Annotated in this window: 15 protein-coding genes and 4 tRNA genes; 12 read left to right on the top strand and 7 right to left on the bottom strand. The window is 54.5% G+C overall.

Annotated elements, in window-relative coordinates; all coding sequences use genetic code 11:
• Positions 1–58 precede the first annotated feature (58 nt).
• The 4 genes from N7387_RS11080 to N7387_RS11065 all read left to right on the top strand — a co-directional run bounded on the left by N7387_RS11080 (position 59) and on the right by N7387_RS11065 (position 499).
• Positions 59–135: transfer RNA gene (locus tag N7387_RS11080), tRNA-Arg, on the top strand.
• 66 nt (positions 136–201) lie between these two features.
• A tRNA-His gene (locus tag N7387_RS11075) sits at positions 202–277 on the top strand.
• Positions 278–313: 36 nt separating this feature from the next.
• Positions 314–400, top strand: a tRNA-Leu gene (locus tag N7387_RS11070).
• A 22-nt stretch (positions 401–422) separates the two neighbouring features.
• Positions 423–499: transfer RNA gene (locus N7387_RS11065), tRNA-Pro, on the top strand.
• Between the two features lie 789 nt (positions 500–1,288).
• Here N7387_RS11065 and N7387_RS11060 read toward each other — a convergent pair.
• From N7387_RS11060 to hemC, 4 genes are read right to left on the bottom strand one after another with little or no spacing between them, the layout of a single operon-like run.
• Positions 1,289–2,497, bottom strand: a complete 1,209-nt coding sequence (locus N7387_RS11060; RefSeq protein ID WP_262860428.1) for a heme biosynthesis HemY N-terminal domain-containing protein — start codon at positions 2,495–2,497, stop codon at positions 1,289–1,291.
• Positions 2,498–2,500: 3 nt separating this feature from the next.
• Positions 2,501–3,883 carry a uroporphyrinogen-III C-methyltransferase gene (gene hemX, locus N7387_RS11055; protein ID WP_262883220.1) on the bottom strand — a complete coding sequence of 461 codons (1,383 nt, stop codon included), beginning with the start codon at positions 3,881–3,883 and terminating at the stop codon, positions 2,501–2,503.
• 20 nt (positions 3,884–3,903) lie between these two features.
• On the bottom strand, positions 3,904–4,641 hold the full coding sequence (gene hemD / locus N7387_RS11050) for a uroporphyrinogen-III synthase (protein WP_279798931.1): 738 nt from the start codon (positions 4,639–4,641) through the stop codon (positions 3,904–3,906).
• Positions 4,638–5,579 carry a hydroxymethylbilane synthase gene (hemC, locus tag N7387_RS11045; RefSeq protein ID WP_262860426.1) on the bottom strand — a complete coding sequence of 314 codons (942 nt, stop codon included), beginning with the start codon at positions 5,577–5,579 and terminating at the stop codon, positions 4,638–4,640. The genes hemD and hemC overlap by 4 nt, the downstream gene beginning before the upstream one ends.
• A 672-nt stretch (positions 5,580–6,251) precedes the next feature.
• On the opposite strand from hemC, the gene N7387_RS11040 reads away from it, so the two are divergent.
• Positions 6,252–8,852, top strand: a complete 2,601-nt coding sequence (locus N7387_RS11040) for a class I adenylate cyclase (RefSeq protein WP_279798928.1) — start codon at positions 6,252–6,254, stop codon at positions 8,850–8,852.
• 38 nt (positions 8,853–8,890) lie between these two features.
• On the opposite strand, the gene cyaY is transcribed toward N7387_RS11040, so the two are convergent.
• Complete coding sequence (cyaY, locus tag N7387_RS11035; protein WP_025154625.1) at positions 8,891–9,208, bottom strand: iron donor protein CyaY; 318 nt, start codon at positions 9,206–9,208, stop codon at positions 8,891–8,893.
• Positions 9,209–9,287: 79 nt separating this feature from the next.
• Here cyaY and N7387_RS11030 point away from each other — a divergent pair, with 79 nt between their 5' ends.
• The 7 genes from N7387_RS11030 to corA all read left to right on the top strand — a co-directional run bounded on the left by N7387_RS11030 (position 9,288) and on the right by corA (position 16,023).
• Positions 9,288–9,467 carry a lipoprotein gene (locus N7387_RS11030; RefSeq protein WP_262860423.1) on the top strand — a complete coding sequence of 60 codons (180 nt, stop codon included), beginning with the start codon at positions 9,288–9,290 and terminating at the stop codon, positions 9,465–9,467.
• 45 nt (positions 9,468–9,512) lie between these two features.
• Positions 9,513–10,337 (top strand): diaminopimelate epimerase, encoded by an 825-nt coding sequence (gene dapF / locus N7387_RS11025; protein ID WP_025154627.1) that lies wholly within the window; start codon positions 9,513–9,515, stop codon positions 10,335–10,337.
• Between the two features lie 24 nt (positions 10,338–10,361).
• Positions 10,362–11,072 (top strand): DUF484 family protein, encoded by a 711-nt coding sequence (locus N7387_RS11020; protein WP_279798923.1) that lies wholly within the window; start codon positions 10,362–10,364, stop codon positions 11,070–11,072.
• On the top strand, positions 11,069–11,986 hold the full coding sequence (gene xerC / locus N7387_RS11015; protein ID WP_274371367.1) for a tyrosine recombinase XerC: 918 nt from the start codon (positions 11,069–11,071) through the stop codon (positions 11,984–11,986). Before N7387_RS11020 ends, xerC begins: the two co-directional genes overlap by 4 nt.
• Entirely contained in the window at positions 11,986–12,702 is a 717-nt protein-coding gene (yigB, locus tag N7387_RS11010) for a 5-amino-6-(5-phospho-D-ribitylamino)uracil phosphatase YigB (RefSeq protein WP_262868435.1), read from the top strand. The genes xerC and yigB overlap by 1 nt, the downstream gene beginning before the upstream one ends.
• Before the next feature lie 86 nt (positions 12,703–12,788).
• Positions 12,789–14,960, top strand: a complete 2,172-nt coding sequence (uvrD, locus tag N7387_RS11005) for a DNA helicase II (protein WP_262860419.1) — start codon at positions 12,789–12,791, stop codon at positions 14,958–14,960.
• Positions 14,961–15,072: 112 nt separating this feature from the next.
• On the top strand, positions 15,073–16,023 hold the full coding sequence (corA, locus tag N7387_RS11000) for a magnesium/cobalt transporter CorA (protein ID WP_025154632.1): 951 nt from the start codon (positions 15,073–15,075) through the stop codon (positions 16,021–16,023).
• Between the two features lie 9 nt (positions 16,024–16,032).
• Here the strand turns inward: corA and N7387_RS10995 are convergent, their stop codons facing one another.
• Both N7387_RS10995 and rarD read right to left on the bottom strand, forming a co-directional pair.
• Positions 16,033–16,542, bottom strand: coding sequence for a VTT domain-containing protein (locus N7387_RS10995; protein WP_072872209.1), 510 nt, complete (start codon positions 16,540–16,542; stop codon positions 16,033–16,035).
• Between the two features lie 52 nt (positions 16,543–16,594).
• Positions 16,595–17,491 carry an EamA family transporter RarD gene (rarD, locus tag N7387_RS10990; RefSeq protein WP_025154634.1) on the bottom strand — a complete coding sequence of 299 codons (897 nt, stop codon included), beginning with the start codon at positions 17,489–17,491 and terminating at the stop codon, positions 16,595–16,597.
• Between the last annotated feature and the right edge of the window lie 253 nt (positions 17,492–17,744).

Genomic DNA, 17,744 nt, shown 5'->3' with positions numbered 1-17,744 from the left:
AAAAGCACTGGACAGACGGATGAGAAATCCGTACTATCCTCTCCCGCAACGGCGCAAAGCGCCCGTAGCTCAGCTGGATAGAGCGCTGCCCTCCGGAGGCAGAGGTCTCAGGTTCGAATCCTGTCGGGCGCGCCATTATGCGTGTAAGAGTTACGGTATAGTATTTCGTTGTTGTAAGTAGTAAAATGTTGCGATGTTATGGTGGCTATAGCTCAGTTGGTAGAGCCCTGGATTGTGATTCCAGTCGTCGTGGGTTCGAGTCCCATTAGCCACCCCATTTAATAACATGTAACATGACTGTAGTGATGAACCTGCGAGGGTGGCGGAATTGGTAGACGCGCTAGCTTCAGGTGTTAGTGTTCTTACGGACGTGGGGGTTCAAGTCCCCCCCTTCGCACCATCATCATGACAAGTCAGCCTTTCGGCGAGTAGCGCAGCTTGGTAGCGCAACTGGTTTGGGACCAGTGGGTCGTAGGTTCGAATCCTATCTCGCCGACCATATTCAGAGAAAGCCCCGCTTACAGCGGGGCTTTTTCGTTTCTGCGGTTTCTGTTTTTTCCTGTCCTGCTTTTCTTCCCGCTGCCGTTCCGCCGCTGATTTTTGTTTCGTTTGTGCTGATGCTGATGGGGTGTTCAGGCAGACAAAAACATAGGCGTTTTCCGTGAAACCACCGCTATTGATGGTATCTGACAATTTCGATATAAATCATTGTGTTATGGATATTGTATAGATCCGGCGACAAAGAGCATAATGCTTGTCGTTAAAATGAGACATTTAATCTATTGATATATAAGTATTTTAATAATGCTGTCATAAAGCGTCGCAAAACAGAGACACTGCGGACAGAATTACATCAGTGATTGGTAAGCGGAAGGGCAGATAAAAAAAATAAACCCACGGGAACCGCGGGAAATTGAGAGGGCGTAAAAGTTGGCACGTCTTGTGCATTATATCAGGGTGTAGATGCTCATCTCATTTCTTATGTTTGCGTAAGCTTCATAAACCCGGAGATGACGCAGAGCTAAATTCGGTGCCTATTGTCCGGGTTATCGATGTAAAAGATCCCGAAATCTTTACATCAGCAACAGGACGTAACGTTGAGTGAGGCACCATCCGTCTGTAGACCTGATTGTATTTTATGCACCTATCGTTCCGCGATAGGTGTTTTTTTATGTCTTATTCTTGCCATCAATAACGTGTTCCGTCAATCCCTTTTAATGATGTGCCGGTATAAAAAAGCCAATCCGGCAGGATTGGCTCTGTGTGATAAAAAATAACCCGCCTGTACTTATTCGCGGGGCGTTTTTTCATCCGGTAATGTCAGGGTATTGAGCAGGGCATTACGGCGGACCATGGCGGATTCCTCATACTTTTTCTGCTTATCCAGCACATCGGCCAGCCAGGCGGCATCATGCGTGTCCTGACGGCTGCTCAGGGCAGATTTAAAGTATTTTTCCGCATCTTCCCAGCGTGTTTCCTGCATGGCTAACTGCCCGAGGGTACTGTTGAGCAGCGGCTGATCCGCATCTTCCTTCTGCATCTGGTTCAGTACCTTGCGGATGGCTTTCGGATTGTCTGTCCGGATCTGCGGCAGCAGCATCAGCAGACGCTGATCTTTCTGACGCTTCAGTCCGTCGAGCACCACCGCTTCGGCATCCGCCATATCATTACCGGCGATAAAGTGCTGCGCCGCCGCTACGGCCATCTCCGGGTTGTGGCGCAGATGGCGGCTGAGGTTCTTCCACCAGTGGCGCAGTGCATCGCTGCCGTCCTGATCCGCGACCTGCTGCATCATACCGAGCCAGGCGCGGATTTCAGTCTGTTCGACCTGCTCATCCGTAAATTCGCCGGATTTTTTCATCTGCGGCAGAATAGCGATCAGGGATTTCCAGGCACCGGAGCGCGCATACACCTGTTCCGCCAGACGCAATACTTCCGGATGGCGTGGTGCAACTTCCAGCAGATTATCAATAGCGGTTCTTGCCGCCGGAATTTCATTGCGGCTCAGCAGAATACGGGCGCGGGTGATATCCACCGGTAACTGATGACGCCCCGCCAGCTCGGAAGCCCGCTCCAGATACTGATTGGCGCGGAGATTATCGCTGCGCTGCTGTGCCGCTTCTGCTGCCAGCAGATAGTTGACCAGCGGTTGCTCTGCGTTATCCGCACTGCGGCTCAGTAATTTTTCCACCTGCCGGAAATCCCCTTCCGCCAGTTTGAGCAGCGCATCGTTGGTCAGCGCACGGGCGCGGTTACGTTTATGACCGCCAAACCAGCCGAGTGTGCGGGAACTGCCGTTTTTCAGGCGGCGCCAGCACCAGCCCAGCAGCATCAGAACCGCCTGAAGTACCAGGAAGATGATGATCAGGCCGGTGACACTGGTTTCAATATCAAAATTATTGGTCTGGATCAGGACATAACCCTGATGTCCGGCCATCAGCGGGCCGACAATAATCCCGGCAATCAGGATAAGAAACAGAATAAAGACTTTAAACATCTGTTATCCCTCCTGTCGCGGTGCTGCTGCCGGTTGCGCCGGTGCAGCAGCCGGTGCTGCCTGCTGCGGTGCCGCCGGTGCCGGTGGCGGGGTTTCATCGTTGAGCAGACGGCGGATACGGGTCTGTACCAGTTTATCCAGCAGTGGCTGGCTGGTCAGGCTGTCCGGCGCACTCATTGAAATCGGCTGGGCGGCCAGGGCATCCACTTCGGCCAGGAAGGCGGTGTTGGCCGGGTCGTTATCTGAGAAATAGGCACGGACCCAGGTGGAGACCGCATCCAGTGACTGTTTGTAGCTCTCTTCCTGGTGACGCGGCACCGCCTGAGCGGCGATCAGTAACTGGGCGCGGATATTCTCACGGACATAAATGTCCTGATTCGGAGCCAGCAGCGGAGCCGAGGTGTTGTCACGGCGGCGGATGGTGATGAAATCACTCATAAACCCTTTCCAGCTTTTGGTCAGGTTAGTGCGCCAGTCCGCAACCGAAGACGTCAGCCCTTCACTGTCACTGCTGTCCATCGGCGCACCGTCACGGCTGCCGTCATCCAGACGCAGATTATCCACCTGACCGGCAAGCTGGTTCAGACGCAGGATTGTGCCGTCAAAATCGATCTGACTGACGGCGGACAGTGCCGTAATATCATTACGCAGCGCGGTGCGCACATCCAGCAGACTCGGGTCATTCATTTCGGCGAGGCTGGCATCGGCATTTTTCAGCAGCACCATGGCGGTGACCACGTCCTGGTCATTCCACAATTTACGTTCTGCCATTTTGACCAGGAAATCCGCCTGAGCCAGCAGCCAGCTTTTCACATCGGTACTCGACAGCACGGTGATACGGCTGCGCAGTAACTCCAGCTCGTGTTTCAGGGCGGCTTCCTGTTGCTGCTGCTGTGTGCTGAGTGCAGACTGCCGCGCGATAAATTCCTTAAATTCCTGCATCTGTTTTTGTGTCTGCTGTTGCGTCTGCTGCAACTGCGCCACCTGAGATTTCAGCTGTGCATTTTCTGCTGCCAGGTCTTTTGACAGAGCTTGTGTACCGGCCTGCGAGGCATACCAGACACCACCGCCGACCAGCAGGATAACCGCCAGTGCGATCGCACCGAGCAGAAAACCGGCCGGTTGTTTTTCCTCAGCTGCCGGCGGGGTTTTCCGGGGCTGCGGGGCTTCCGGTGCCGGTTTTGCTGTGGTATCTGCCGGTTTACTGTCAGCAGCCGGCGTCTCCGCCTGCTTCTTCTCAGACGCTGCTTTATCAGTGACGTTTTTCGCGGCCGCTTTTTTCCCGGCAGCCGTGTCTTTTTTCTCTGCCTGCGGATCGGTATTGGTTACGGCATCCTGTGTTTCAGGTACATCGGCCGATCCGGGTTTTTTCTCGTGTTCCGTCATTCGTGGCATCCCATGTCTGTTCATTGAAGAGCCTGAAGTAAGGCTTCATTATCTGCACCGGCGGCGACATCAATTTTCTGCCAGCCCAGTGATTGTGCGATAGCTGCCAGTCTGTCACTGACAACAATAATCCGGCATTGCAGCAGCCAGCCGAGGTGCGCGGGCGGTATCAGCTGCCGCAGCAGGTGCAGCATTTCGCCGCTGGTCACCACCAGCGTCTGAACCTGTTGCTGCTGCCACAACAGGGCACATTCCCCGCCATCGTAATTTACGGGTTCGCGGCGGTAGCATTCACAGTAATCCACCACTGCCCCCCGTGCGCGCAGCGTCTGTGCCAGATGTTCTCTGCCGCCGTTACCGCGCAGCAAAAGTGCGCGGCGGCCGGTCATATCCTGTAAGTCCGGCAGGGTCAGCAGATGCTCGCTGGTTTCCCCGCCGGGCATAAAGGCGGCGGGTAATCCGGTCAGTTGTTCAAAACAGTATGCGGTTGACTGACCAATTCCATAATAGCAAAGCTTATCAGACCACAGGTAATTCTGTTGAATAAGCTGTTCATTTGCGTGATAAACCGCATTCTTTGACAGCAGAAAAAGGGCATCTCCGGGAGAAAGTGCCGCTGTTTTGGCGATCAGCAGCGGCAGTTCATGTCCCGGGGAGATACGGATGAGCGGGGCAGAAAGGGCTCTCTGCCCGCGTGAGCGCAGGGCGCTGACCAGGGTTTCACCGGCCGGTGAGGGACGGGTGACCAGGATGGTCATGCAGGCGCGTGCCCCTGATAGACGTCCGTCAGGATAGCCCGCGCACCGTTATCCAGCAGCTCCTCTGCGAGAGAAACCCCGGCAGCGGCGGCATCCTGCGGGTCGCACAGGCGTTCCCCGCGGACAATGTCACTGCCGTCCGGTGCGCCGACCAGCGCACGCAGCCAGATTTTATCCCCCTGCCAGATAGCATAACTGCCGATCGGTACCTGACATCCCCCTTCCAGCCGGGTATTCATGGCGCGTTCGGCACGGACACAGATATCGGTCTGCGCGTGATTCAGGGCGCTGAGCAAAGAGCGGGTGCGTTCATCATCCAGGCGGCACTCAATCCCGACCGCACCCTGACCGACGGCGGGAAGGGACTCTTCCGGCGGCAGCGCACAGCGGATGCGTTCATCCAGTTTCAGGCGTTTCAGCCCGGCAACGGCCAGGATAATCGCGTCATAGTCGCCGTTATCCAGTTTGCCCAGCCGGGTACCGACATTGCCGCGCAGATCGCGGATCACCAGATCAGGACGGCGTTCGCGCAGCTGGCACTGACGGCGCAGACTGGAGGTACCGACGATACTGCCGGGCGGCAGGGCATCCACACTGTCATAATGGTTGGAAACAAAAGCATCGCGCGGATCTTCCCGTTCACAGATAGTGACTAACCCCAGTCCGTCCGGGAAATCGACCGGGACATCCTTCATGGAGTGCACGGCGATATCCGCCCGTTTTTCCAGTAATGCCAGTTCCAGTTCTTTGACAAACAGCCCTTTACCGCCGACTTTCGCCAGCGGCGTGTCGAGAATAATGTCACCTTTGGTGACCATCGGGACGAGTTCGACGTGCAGTCCCGGATGATGCTGTTCCAGTTCCTGTTTGACAAATTCAGCCTGCCACAGTGCAAGCGGGCTTTGGCGGGTGGCAATACGCAGAGAGTGAGTGGTCATGATAATTGTCAGGGATCCTTGTCTTTTTATCCGGTGTTTTTCAGGCGAAACCCGGCCGGAAAAATAAGAAAAACTGCCTTTGTTTTATCATTTTGCTGATTATTTTTCCAGTTACGTGACGAGACCTGCCCGGCAGATAACAACGAAAAAAGACGATCAGGAATAAATAGTCTCAGTCCGGCGGCCGGTATCTGTCAGTAAATAATTAAAACATATTTTAAATAATAAAAATATTTTGTAATTATAAGAAATATATTAATTAATCAGGTTTAATTTAAATAACTATTTCATAGCATAATTAAAATAAATGAACACACCCGGTATGAGTAAGCCGCATTACATTTTTGGTTAAAAAACAGGCAAAAACAGGTGCGCGCAGAATTTCCCGGATATTTCCTTAGATTTTTTGTGTGTATCACGGTGATTTTCAACGAAAATATATATTTTACAACTAGTTATCCGGGTGATAACAACTTTGTGTAATCGTGCCTTTTTTAGTGCGAAGCTTTACCCTTTGTCCCGAAGGTGTTAGATTGATCACGTTTCCGGCAATTTAACTTTGGTTCGATTCTTATCATTTTTCAGCATTACATTATCAGTCTGTATTCATATACGTATAAAGCCGGACATCAGGTCGTTTCCAGTTACATGAAATAAAATCAGGCGAATCCTTTGTATCTTTATATTGAAACACTCAAGCAGCGTTTGGATGCAATAAATCAGCTCAGATCAGAGCGCGCGACCATCGGGATGAGTCGTGCGTTTAAAGATGTGTACAGTCTGTTGCCGGTACTGTTGCATCATCACCATCCGGATATGCCGGGCTATGTGCCGGGTAATGTACCGCACGGTGTCTGTTTCTGGGCGTCCGATGATGACCAGTCACACTGGCTGGCGGAGTTTTCCCGTCAGCACGGCGGGGGCCTGCCATGCAATACCGGCGGGGAATTGCCGATCACCGGTATTTATTCCATGGGCAGTACCTCATCTGTCGGGCAAAGCCACTCTTCTGATCTCGATATCTGGGTCTGTCATCAGTCCTGGCTTGATCACGATGAAAAACAAAATCTGCGCCGCAAATGCACACTGATTGAAGAATGGGCGGCGGCAAAAGGTATCGATGTCACCTTCTTCCTGATTGATGAAAACCGTTTCCGTCATAATGCCAGCGGCAGCCTCAACGGTGAGGACTGCGGCTCAACTCAGCATATTTTACTGCTTGATGAATTTTACCGGACCGCCGTGCGGATGGCCGGTAAGCGCCTGCTGTGGACCATGGTTCCTGCAGAAGAAGAACATCACTATGATGAATATGTTCTTTCCCTTTATGCGCAGGGTGTCTTAACCCCGAACGAGTGGCTGGATCTGGGCGGACTGGGCGAACTGTCGGCGGAAGAGTATTTCGGTGCCAGCCTGTGGCAGCTTTATAAGAGTGTGGATTCCCCGTATAAAGCCGTGATCAAAAGTTTACTGCTGGAAGCGTACTCGTGGGATTACCCGAACGGGCAGCTTCTGGCGACCGAGTTTAAAAAGCATCTGCATGCCGGTGAGATTGTTCACCACGGCCTGGATGCGTACGCGATGATGCTCGACCGCGTCACCCGTTACCTGAAAGCTATCAATGACGAAACCCGTCTTGATCTGATCCGCCGCTGTTTCTACCTGAAAGTCTGTGAGAAACCGCCTGCGGATGTCAGTGAACGCGCCTCCTGCGGTTGCTGCGGCTGGCGCTGTCAGGTGCTGTCTGAGATGGTGAAAGGCTGGGGATGGTCCCCGGAACGGCTGGCGGTGCTGGATCGCCGGAATTCGTGGAAAATTGAGCAGGTGCGGGATGCACATAATGAGCTGCTCGATACCATGATGCAGAGCTACCGCAACCTTATCCGCTTTGCACGCCGTAATAATCTGAGTGTCAGTGCCAGCCCGCAGGATATCGGCGTGCTGACACGGAAACTGTATGCCGCGTTCGAGGCACTGCCCGGGAAAGTCACCCTGGTCAACCCGCAGATTTCACCGGATCTGTCAGAAGAGAATCTGACCTTTATCTATGTCCCGCCGGGCCGGGCCAACCGCAGCGGCTGGTATCTGTATAATCAGGCGCCGACAATCCATACCATCATCGGCCATCAGCCGCTGGAATATAACCGCTATCTGAATAAGCTGGTTTCCTGGACTTACTTCAACGGCCTGCTGACAGACAGAACCCGCGTCTATATTCATAACGGTGAGTCGCACTGCGACGAACAGAAACTGCACGAGCTGGTGCATGATGTATCACAGAATTTCCCTATCCGTCTGCCGGCCCCGACCCCGCGTGCGCTGTACAGCCCGTGTGAAATCCGCCATCTGGCGATTATTGTCAATCTGGAGCAGGATCCGACCGCCGGTTTCGCCGAGCAGGTCGTGCATTTCGATATGAGTAAGCTGGATGTGTTCAGCTTCGGTCAGGAGCAGAAATGCCTGGTCGGCAGTATTGATCTGCTGTACCGCAACTCCTGGAATGAAGTGCGCACACTGCATTTCAGCGGTGAGCAATCTGTGCTGGAAGCACTGAAAACCATTCTCGGCAAGATGCACCAGGATGCCGCACCACCGTCAGGCGTGGAAGTGTTCTGCTACAGCCGCCATCTGCGCGGGCTGCTCAGTACCCGCATCCGCCAGCTGGTTTCCGAATGTATTGAGCTGCGCCTGACCACCAACCGTCAGGATCCGGGCCGCTTTAAGGCGCTGCGCCTGGCCGGTCAGACCTGGGGGCTGTTCTTTGAGCGCCTTAACGTCTCGGTGCAGAAACTGGAAAATGCCGTGGAATTTTACGGCGCGATTTCCAACAACAAGCTGCGCGGGTTTCCGGTGAAAATCAGTACGGAAACCGGTCATCTGCCGGATGTGGTGGACGGCTATGCCAGCGAGGGGATTATTCAGTTCTTCTTTGAAAACCGTGATGATAACGGCTTCAATATTTATGTGCTGGATGAATCAAACCGGGTGGAAATCTATTCCGGCTGTGAAGGCAGTAAAGAAGATCTGATCCGGGATGTCAGCCGGTTCTATTCCTCTTCCCATGACCGCTTTACATACGGTGCCAGTTTTATCAATTTTAATCTGCCGCAGTTTTATCAAATCCTGAAAACGGACGGTAAAACACAGGTCACGCCGTTCCACAGCACGATGTTCTCCCCGCCGGTCACGGAAGAGCCGCGTGATACCCCGTATCCGGATTTCCGGGCGGATGTCCGGCCGTTACAGTACCAGGCCGCCGGGCAACGCGGCTGACATGCGACGGCACAGGCTCTGTGCCGTCAGTCTGATTTTCAGAAGCTGAACGGTTCGCCGCTCTGCTCGCTGATGGCCTGTGCCAGCATGGTAAACAGCTCGCCGCCGCTGCGGTCACAAATCCATTTATCTGATTTCAGATCAAAATGATAGCCGCCGTTGCGCGCCGCCAGCCAGATCTGATGAAATGCTTCCTGCTTGTTGATGATAATTTTTGAGCCGTTTTCAAAACTCAGTGTCATCACGCCGCCGTTGGTTTCGCAGTCAATATCCGCATCGCCGTCGTAATCATCTAATTTTGCTTCAATATCCTGCAGCAGTGTATCCGCTGTCTGATGAAATTCTGTATCGTTCATTGTCATTTCCTATTTGCTTTTCGACATCTAACTGCGATTATAGAGGGTATTGACTGATGATTAACAGGCATGACTGTAAATGAAGAAAAAAATGATCTGTGCGGTATCCGCCGTGATGCTGCTGACCCTGTCCGGCTGCGGACTGAAAGGCCCGCTTTACTTCCCGCCGGAAGAGCCTGCCGCCGCGAAAAGCGCTCCTGCCGCAGAGCAGTCTGCTGTGCCGGCTGACAACGCTGAGACCGGCAAAACGCAAAAATGATCACCGGATAACTCCCGGTTACTGAGGCGCAAACAGGATCTGAACATGCAGTTCACCAAAATGCACGGCCTGGGTAATGATTTTATGGTGGTGGACGCCGTCACCCAGAATATCTATTTTTCTCCGGAGCTTATCTGCCGTCTGGCAGACCGGCACACCGGTGTCGGCTTTGATCAGCTGCTGGTGGTGGAGGCCCCCTATGACCCGGAACTGGATTTTCACTACCGCATCTTTAACGCTGACGGCAGTGAAGTGGCGCAGTGCGGTAACGGCGCACGCTGTTTTGCCCGGTTTGTCCGCCTGAAAGGGCTGACCAACAAGCGGGATATCCGTGTCAGCACGCAATCCGGGCGTATGGTGCTCACGATCGCCGATGATGATAATGTCCGCGTGAACATGGGTGTGCCGGTGTTTGAACCGGCGCTGGTACCGTTCCGTGCGGTCAAAGAAGAGAAAACCTATATTATCCGCGCCGCCGAACGCACTGTTCTGTGTGGTGTGGTGTCGATGGGCAATCCGCACTGTGTTATCCAGGTGGAAAGTACGGAAACGGCGGAAGTTGAGGTTATCGGCCCTGTTCTGGAAAGCCACGAGCGTTTCCCGGAACGGGCAAACATCGGCTTTATGCAGATCCTGTCGCGTGACCATATCCGTCTGCGGGTGTATGAGCGCGGTGTCGGTGAAACACAGGCCTGCGGCAGCGGTGCCTGCGCGGCGGTCTCTGTCGGGATCCGCCAGGGGTTGCTGGCAGAGAATGTACAGGTGGATTTACCCGGCGGCACTCTGTTTATCAGCTGGGAAGGGGAGGGAAAACCCCTGTTTATGACCGGCCCGGCCACGCATGTATATGATGGTGTTATCCATCTTTAATCATCATAAAGAGGATAAATAGCAATGGACAGTCAACAGGATACCGCGGTATTCGCCGCTTCCGGAGAGCCGGATGATGCGACAGTGCTGGCGTATCTGAAAGCACATCCGGATTTTTTCATCCGCAATGCCGCGCAGCTCACGGAGATGACCATCCCGCACCCGGTAAAAGGTGCGATCTCGCTGGTGGAATGGCAGCTCGGACGCCAGCGTGAGCGGATCGGCACATTGACCGGTGATCTGATGCAGCTGATGGTACAGGCCCGTGAAAATGAGCACCTGTTTTCACGTCTGCTGAAACTGCTGGCGTCATTGTCCGCTGCCACTTCTCTTGATGATTTTTCCGAACGCCTGAATCAGTGGGCGAAAGGGCTGAAACTCAGCCATGCCAAAATCCGTCTGTTTACCGACAGCTGGCGGCTGGGCGCGCCATTCCGTCATCAGGATCTGGCCTTGTCCCGCGCACACTTTGAAACCATCCGCCTCTCCCGTTTCGGTGACCACAACCATTATCTCGGGCAGCTGACGGCCCCTGAAATTCAGCTGCTGCTGCCGGACAGTGCGTTTGTCGGCTCAGCGGCGGTATCGCTGCTGGGCGGACAGCATGATCTCGGTGTGGTGATTTTTGTCAGCCGTGATAAGCAGCACTATCAGAAGGATATGGGCACTGCGATGCTGGAACATATCGCGTATTTCCTGCCGCAGCTGCTGCAACGCTGGGTGGAACTGGCATGACAGACAGCACGGCGGATGACCTGCTGGTCACGGCAGAGCAGTTTCTGCAGTATCTGCGGGTGGAGCGCCGGTTAAGTCCGGTCACGATTACCAATTACCGCCGTCAGCTCACCACGCTGGCGGACATGATGGTCAGCAGCAAACTCCGCAGCTGGGCACAGCTGGAACCGGCAACCGTGCGGATGCTGGCTGCAAAAAGCCGCCGCAACGGGCTGCAGCCCGCCAGTCTGGCGCTGCGTCTTTCTGCCCTGCGCTCATTTCTTGACTGGCAGGTCAGTAACGGCCTGCTGCCCGCTAATCCGGCGAAAGCGGTCAGTGCCCCGAAACAGGGGCGGCATTTGCCGAAAAATATGGATGTGGATGACATTGCCCGGCTGATGGATATCAGCAGTAATGATCCGCTGACCGTGCGTGACCGTACCATGCTGGAAGTGATGTATGGCGCAGGGTTGCGTCTATCTGAACTGGTCGGGCTGAATACCGGGGATTTTGATCTGGCCACCGGTGAAGTACGGGTGCTGGGGAAGGGCAGCAAAGAGCGCAAAGTGCCGCTCGGCAAAACAGCGGTGTCTTGTCTGGAACGCTGGCTGCCGCTGCGTGAACTGTATGACCCGGAAGACCGGGCCGTATTTATCTCCACCAAAAGCGGTAAGCGGATCTCAGCGCGTAATGTGCAGAAACGGTTTGAATACTGGGGTCTGCATCAGGGGCTGAACAGTCATCTGAACCCGCATAAGCTGCGCCACTCCTTTGCGACACACATTCTGGAATCCAGCGGCGACCTGCGCGCCGTGCAGGAATTGCTGGGGCATGCTAATCTGTCCACCACGCAAATCTATACCCATCTGGATTTTCAGCATCTTGCCAATGTGTATGATGTTGCCCATCCGCGGGCCAAACGAGGAAAACCGTAATGCGTTTTTACCGTCCCCTTTCACCTGTCCGCGCCATGACGTTCGACCTTGACGATACGCTGTATGATAATCGTCCGGTGATGGATAAAACCGAGGAGGAGGTCATTGCGTTTATCCGTCAGTATGATCCGCGTTTCAGTGACTTACCGGCTGACTATATTAATGTGTTCCGTGACCGGATCCGTCGTCAGCAGCCGGCGATTTTCCATGATGTCAGCCGCTGGCGTTTGCTCTCCTGGCGCACCTTTTTCCTGCATTACGGCTATACCGCCGCCCGTGCTCAGGCCGGGGCGGATGCGGTGATGGCGCATTTTGCACAGTGGCGCAGCCGTATTGATGTACCGCAGTCCACGCATGACACGCTGACCGCGCTGGCGGCAAAAATCCCGCTGGTGGCGATCACCAACGGCAATATGGAACCGGAGAAATGCGGGCTGGCGGACTATTTTGCTTTTATTCTCAAAGCCGGTCCTGACGGGCGCGCCAAGCCGTTCTGCGATATGTACCGCACGGCGGCGCAGCGGCTGGCTCTCCCGGCAGAAAATATTCTGCATGTCGGTGATAACCTGAATACCGATGTGGAAGGTGCGCTGTGCAGCGGTATGCAGGCCTGCTGGATCAACCTCGACGGCCGCGATGTTTATCACGACCCGGAAACCCGCCTGCTGCCGCATATTGAAATTACACAGTTGGATTCTTTAACCGGACTGTTATAATTTTATCTGTATAAAAAACCAGTTCTTCCGGATCCGGCTGTCCGGAAGCCGCTTTTTCTTTCGCGGCGCTGCCGCACAAAACACTGATGGAAATTATGGACGTCTCTTATCTGCTTGAAAGCCTTAATGATAAACAGCGCGAAGCGGTGGCGGCTCCCCGCTCAAACATGCTGGTGCTGGCGGGTGCCGGTTCCGGAAAAACCCGGGTGCTGGTGCACCGTATCGCCTGGCTGCTGGCAGTGGAGAATGCGTCTCCGTTTTCCGTGATGTCAGTGACCTTTACCAACAAAGCGGCGGCGGAAATGCGTCACCGTATTGAAGAGCTGGTCGGCACCAGTGAGGGGGGGATGTGGATCGGAACGTTCCACGGTCTGGCACACCGCCTGTTGCGCGCGCATCATCTTGATGCCGGATTACCGCAGGATTTTCAGATCCTCGACAGTGACGACCAGATCCGCCTGATCCGCCGCCTGATCAAAGCCATGAACCTTGATGAAAAACAGTGGCCGGCCAAGCAGGGCTGCTGGTATATCAACGGCAAAAAAGATGAGGGGCTGCGGCCTCAGCATGTTGAGAGCTACGGCAACCCGGTGGAAGCCACCTGGCTGCGGATCTACCAGGCGTATCAGGAAGCCTGTGATCGTGCCGGGCTGGTGGATTTCGCCGAACTGCTGCTGCGCGCACATGAACTGTGGCTCAACAAACCGGCGATTTTACAGCACTACCGCGACCGTTTTACCAATATCCTTGTGGACGAATTCCAGGACACCAACAGCATCCAGTACGCCTGGGTGCGTATGCTGGCGGGTGATACCGGCAAAGTGATGATTGTCGGTGATGATGATCAGTCTATCTACGGCTGGCGCGGCGCACAGGTGGAAAACATCCAGCGCTTCCTGAAAGACTTCCCGGGCGCGACCACTATCCGCCTCGAACAAAATTACCGTTCCACCAATAATATCCTGAAAGCGGCGAACGCCCTGATCTCGCACAACAGCGACCGGCTGGGGAAAAACCTCTGGACGGACGGCGAGGACGGCGAACCTATCTCCCTGTATTGTGCCTTTAATGATCTGGATGAAGCACGCTATGTGGTCGGGCGCATTAAACAGTGGCATGAGAACGGCGGTGCGCTGGCGGACTGCGCTATTCTTTACCGCAGCAACGCCCAGTCCCGTTTACAGGAAGAGGCACTGTTACAGGCTGCATTACCGTACCGTATTTACGGCGGTCAGCGCTTCTTCGAGCGCCAGGAAATCAAAGATGCACTCGCGTATCTGCGCCTGATTTCAAACCGTCATGACGATGCCGCATTTGAGCGCGTGGTGAACACCCCGACACGCGGGATCGGCGACCGCACACTGGACGTGGTGCGTCAGACTGCCCGTGAGCGGGAACTGACCCTCTGGGAAAGCTGCGGTGTGCTGCTGGAAGAAAAAGCACTGGCGGGACGCGCTGCCTCCGCGCTGGGACGTTTCCTCGAACTGATCAATCTGCTGGCACAGGAAACCGATGGCATGCCGCTGCATGTGCAGACTGACCGCGTGATCCGCGATTCCGGTCTGCGGGCACACTACGAGCAGGAAAAAGGGGAAAAAGCCCAGGCGCGGATCGAAAACTTAGAGGAACTGGTGACCGCAACCAATCAGTTCAGCTATCAGGATGCTGATGAAGGGCTGACGCCGTTACAGGCATTTCTGTCCCACGCCGCGCTGGAATCCGGCGAAGGTCAGGCGGACCGCTATCAGGATGCCGTCCAGCTGATGACACTGCACTCCGCCAAAGGGCTGGAGTTTCCGCAGGTCTTTATCGTCGGGGTGGAAGAGGGCATGTTCCCGGGCATGATGTCGATGGAAGAGAGCGGTCGTCTCGAAGAGGAGCGGCGGCTGGCCTATGTCGGCGTGACCCGCGCCATGCAGAAACTGACCCTGACCTATGCCGAAACCCGCCGTCTGTACGGCAAAGAAGTGTATCACCGGCCATCCCGTTTTATCGGTGAGTTGCCGCCGGAGTGTGTGGAGGAAGTGCGCCTGCGTGCCACCGTATCCCGCCCGGTCAACCATCAGCGGCTCGGCACACCGATCACCGCCAATGACAGTGGTTACACTCTCGGGCAGCGTGTTCGTCATCCGAAATTCGGCGAGGGCACTATCATCAATATGGAAGGCAACGGTGAGCATACCCGCTTACAAATAGCTTTCCAGGGTGAAGGGATCAAATGGCTGGTGGCCTCCTACGCCAAACTGGAAAAACCCTGATTTCCCGCAGAGTAAAGTGTTAACCGGGGAATAACCGGTTGACACTCTTTTTCATCTGCGCATAACATGCGCACACTTTTTCTTTTCCTTTCGTTTCCGGAGGCCGCACACCATGCTGAGCGCATTTAAAGTTGATAATAAGCGTTTGCAACGTCTTGATTTAGAAGAGGGCGACGCCCTGACAGATGCGCTGTGGGTGGATATTTCGGAACCGGAAGAGCATGAACGGCAGCTGATCCAGACCCAGTTCAACCAGGAACTGGCAACCAGCCCAGAACTGGATGATATCGAAGCCTCCGCGCGTTTCTTTGAGGACGATGACGGTCTGCACGTCCACTCCTTTTTCTATTACGAAGATGCGGACGACCACGCCGGAAACTCCACGGTGGCATTTACCCTGCGCGACGGGCGTTTATACACGCTGCGTGAGCGGGAACTGCCTGCATTCCGTCTGTACCGTATGCGCGCGCGCAAACAGACCATGCAGGACGGCAACGGTTACGAAATCCTGCTGGATCTGTTTGAAACCAAAATCGAGCAGCTCGCGGATGAAATCGAAAATATCTACAGTCATCTGGAAACACTCAGCCGGGCGATTATGAAAGGCAAACAGGATGATGAGTTCGATAAAGCGCTGTCTGCGCTGGCTGAACAGGAAGATATCGGCTGGAAAGTCCGTCTGTGTCTGATGGATACGCAGCGGGCGCTGAACTTCCTGGTCCGCCGTACCCGTCTGCCCGCGAATCAGCTTGAGCAGGCGCGTGAGATCCTGCGCGATATCGAATCCCTGCTGCCACACAATGAATCCCTGTTCCAGAAAGTGAACTTCCTGATGCAGGCGGCAATGGGCTTTATCAATATCGAACAAAGCCGCATTATCAAAATCTTCTCAGTGGTATCCGTGGTGTTCCTGCCGCCGACACTGGTGGCATCCAGCTACGGGATGAACTTCAAATTTATGCCGGAACTGGATTGGTCGCTGGGCTATCCTGCCGCGATCGGGGTGATGGTTGCCGCTGCACTCGCGCCGTATCTTTATTTCAAACGCAAGAACTGGCTGTAACCGCCTTCCTCAGAAAAATGTAAACTCAATGCCCTTTGCAATCAGCATGTAAAGGGCGGTCCAGACCCCGGCGGACAGCAGACAGGTCACCAGCACGCGGGTTTGTGTGAAACGCAGCAAGCCGGCCGCCATCGGGATCAGATAGCGCAGCACCGCAATAAACCGTGAGGTAAACAGGATCAGCAGCCCGCTGGTCTGAAGCCGCGCCTGGGCTTTGCCGAGGGCGGTTTTGTATTTCGCCATCAGCCCGGGAAAATAGTTGCGGGTGACAATCAGACGCCCCAGATAATACGAAATCATCGAACCACAAGCGGCACCCAGCGTAATTACCAGCCAGATAATCACCACCGGAACGACCGGAAATGCCAGCGTTACCACCGTCATCAGCATGACCGAGGCGGGCGGCAGGACGGAGGAAAGAATAATCGTGGATTTGCTCAGGGCGATAACAAACAGAATGGCCAGCAGCCAGAGCGGGTGGTCGTGCAGTACCGCCAGATGATGCGTGATCCAGTCCATCGTTATCCTCCCGGTGACAGCACCGGCACATCCGGCGCTGTCTTACAGGATATCACGCTTTTTTGTAGCGGTGTCGCTGGGTGTACAGCGCATCCAGGGTAAAGACAATCAGCCCTGCCCAGATAAAGGCGAACGTGATCAGCCGTTCGGCGGAAATGGCCTCGCCATACGCGGTGGTCGCCAGCACAAACATCAGGGTCGGGCCGATGTACTGGAAGAAGCCGAGCGTGGAGAGACGCAGATGATTAGCGGCCTCAGTAAACAGCAGCAGCGGCACGGTGGTGATAATCCCGGCGGCAATCAGCAGCAGATTCAGCGTCAGGCTGTTCATGGTCATATTGCTGGTGGCGCTGTTGGCAAAGAAAAGCAGATAAATACCGGCAACCGGCAGCAGCCACAGGGTTTCCACCAGCATACCGGCCTGGGCATCCACCCCCAGCTTTTTACGCAGCAGACCATACAGACCGAATGTCATGGCCAGACTCAGCCCGATCACCGGCACGGTGCCGAACTGCCAGAGCTGGATCAGCACGCCGGTAAAGGCGAGACACACCGCAAACCATTGCAGGCGGCGGAAACGCTCACCGAGAAAGAGCATCCCGAACAGCACATTCACCAGCGGGTTAATAAAGTACCCGAGGCTCGCTTCCAGCATATGGTTGTGGTTCACCGCCCAGATATAGATCAGCCAGTTTGAGGCGATAATACAGGCGGTCAGCGCGAGGATCATGATTTTCTTCGGCTGGCGGATAATCTGGCGGATACGCGGCCACTGGCGTGACACGGTGATCAGCAGGATCATAAAAAAGAATGACCAGATAATCCGGTGTGTCAGGATCTCATCCGCAGGCACCTGTTGGATCAGTTTGAAATACACCGGGGCAATACCCCAGATAAAGTAAGCGCCGAGAGCACAAAGGACGCCTTTTACGGTCTGTTGCTGGCTCATGATAGTCCAAGTCTGAAAGAAAAAGAAAAGAAGATACCTGCCGGTGCGATCATGTTGCGCATTGTCATCACATCATATTGAAATTATATAGTTACAACGTGATTAATCACGTCATTAATTAATTATTCGTAAAATGTGATCGCCTGCGATACGCCGGATGGCGGTAAAGACGTTAAAAAGATGTGAAAGTGTAACGTGCATCACAAAATTACACCAGCAGCTGTACGCAAAAAAACTCAGCACCGATCGAATA

The organism is Morganella sp. GD04133 (assembly GCF_029835375.1).
Taxonomy (GTDB): domain Bacteria; phylum Pseudomonadota; class Gammaproteobacteria; order Enterobacterales; family Enterobacteriaceae; genus Morganella; species Morganella morganii_B.
Note: the sequence above shows the minus strand (reverse complement) of the source record. Positions and strands in the feature narration are given on the sequence as shown.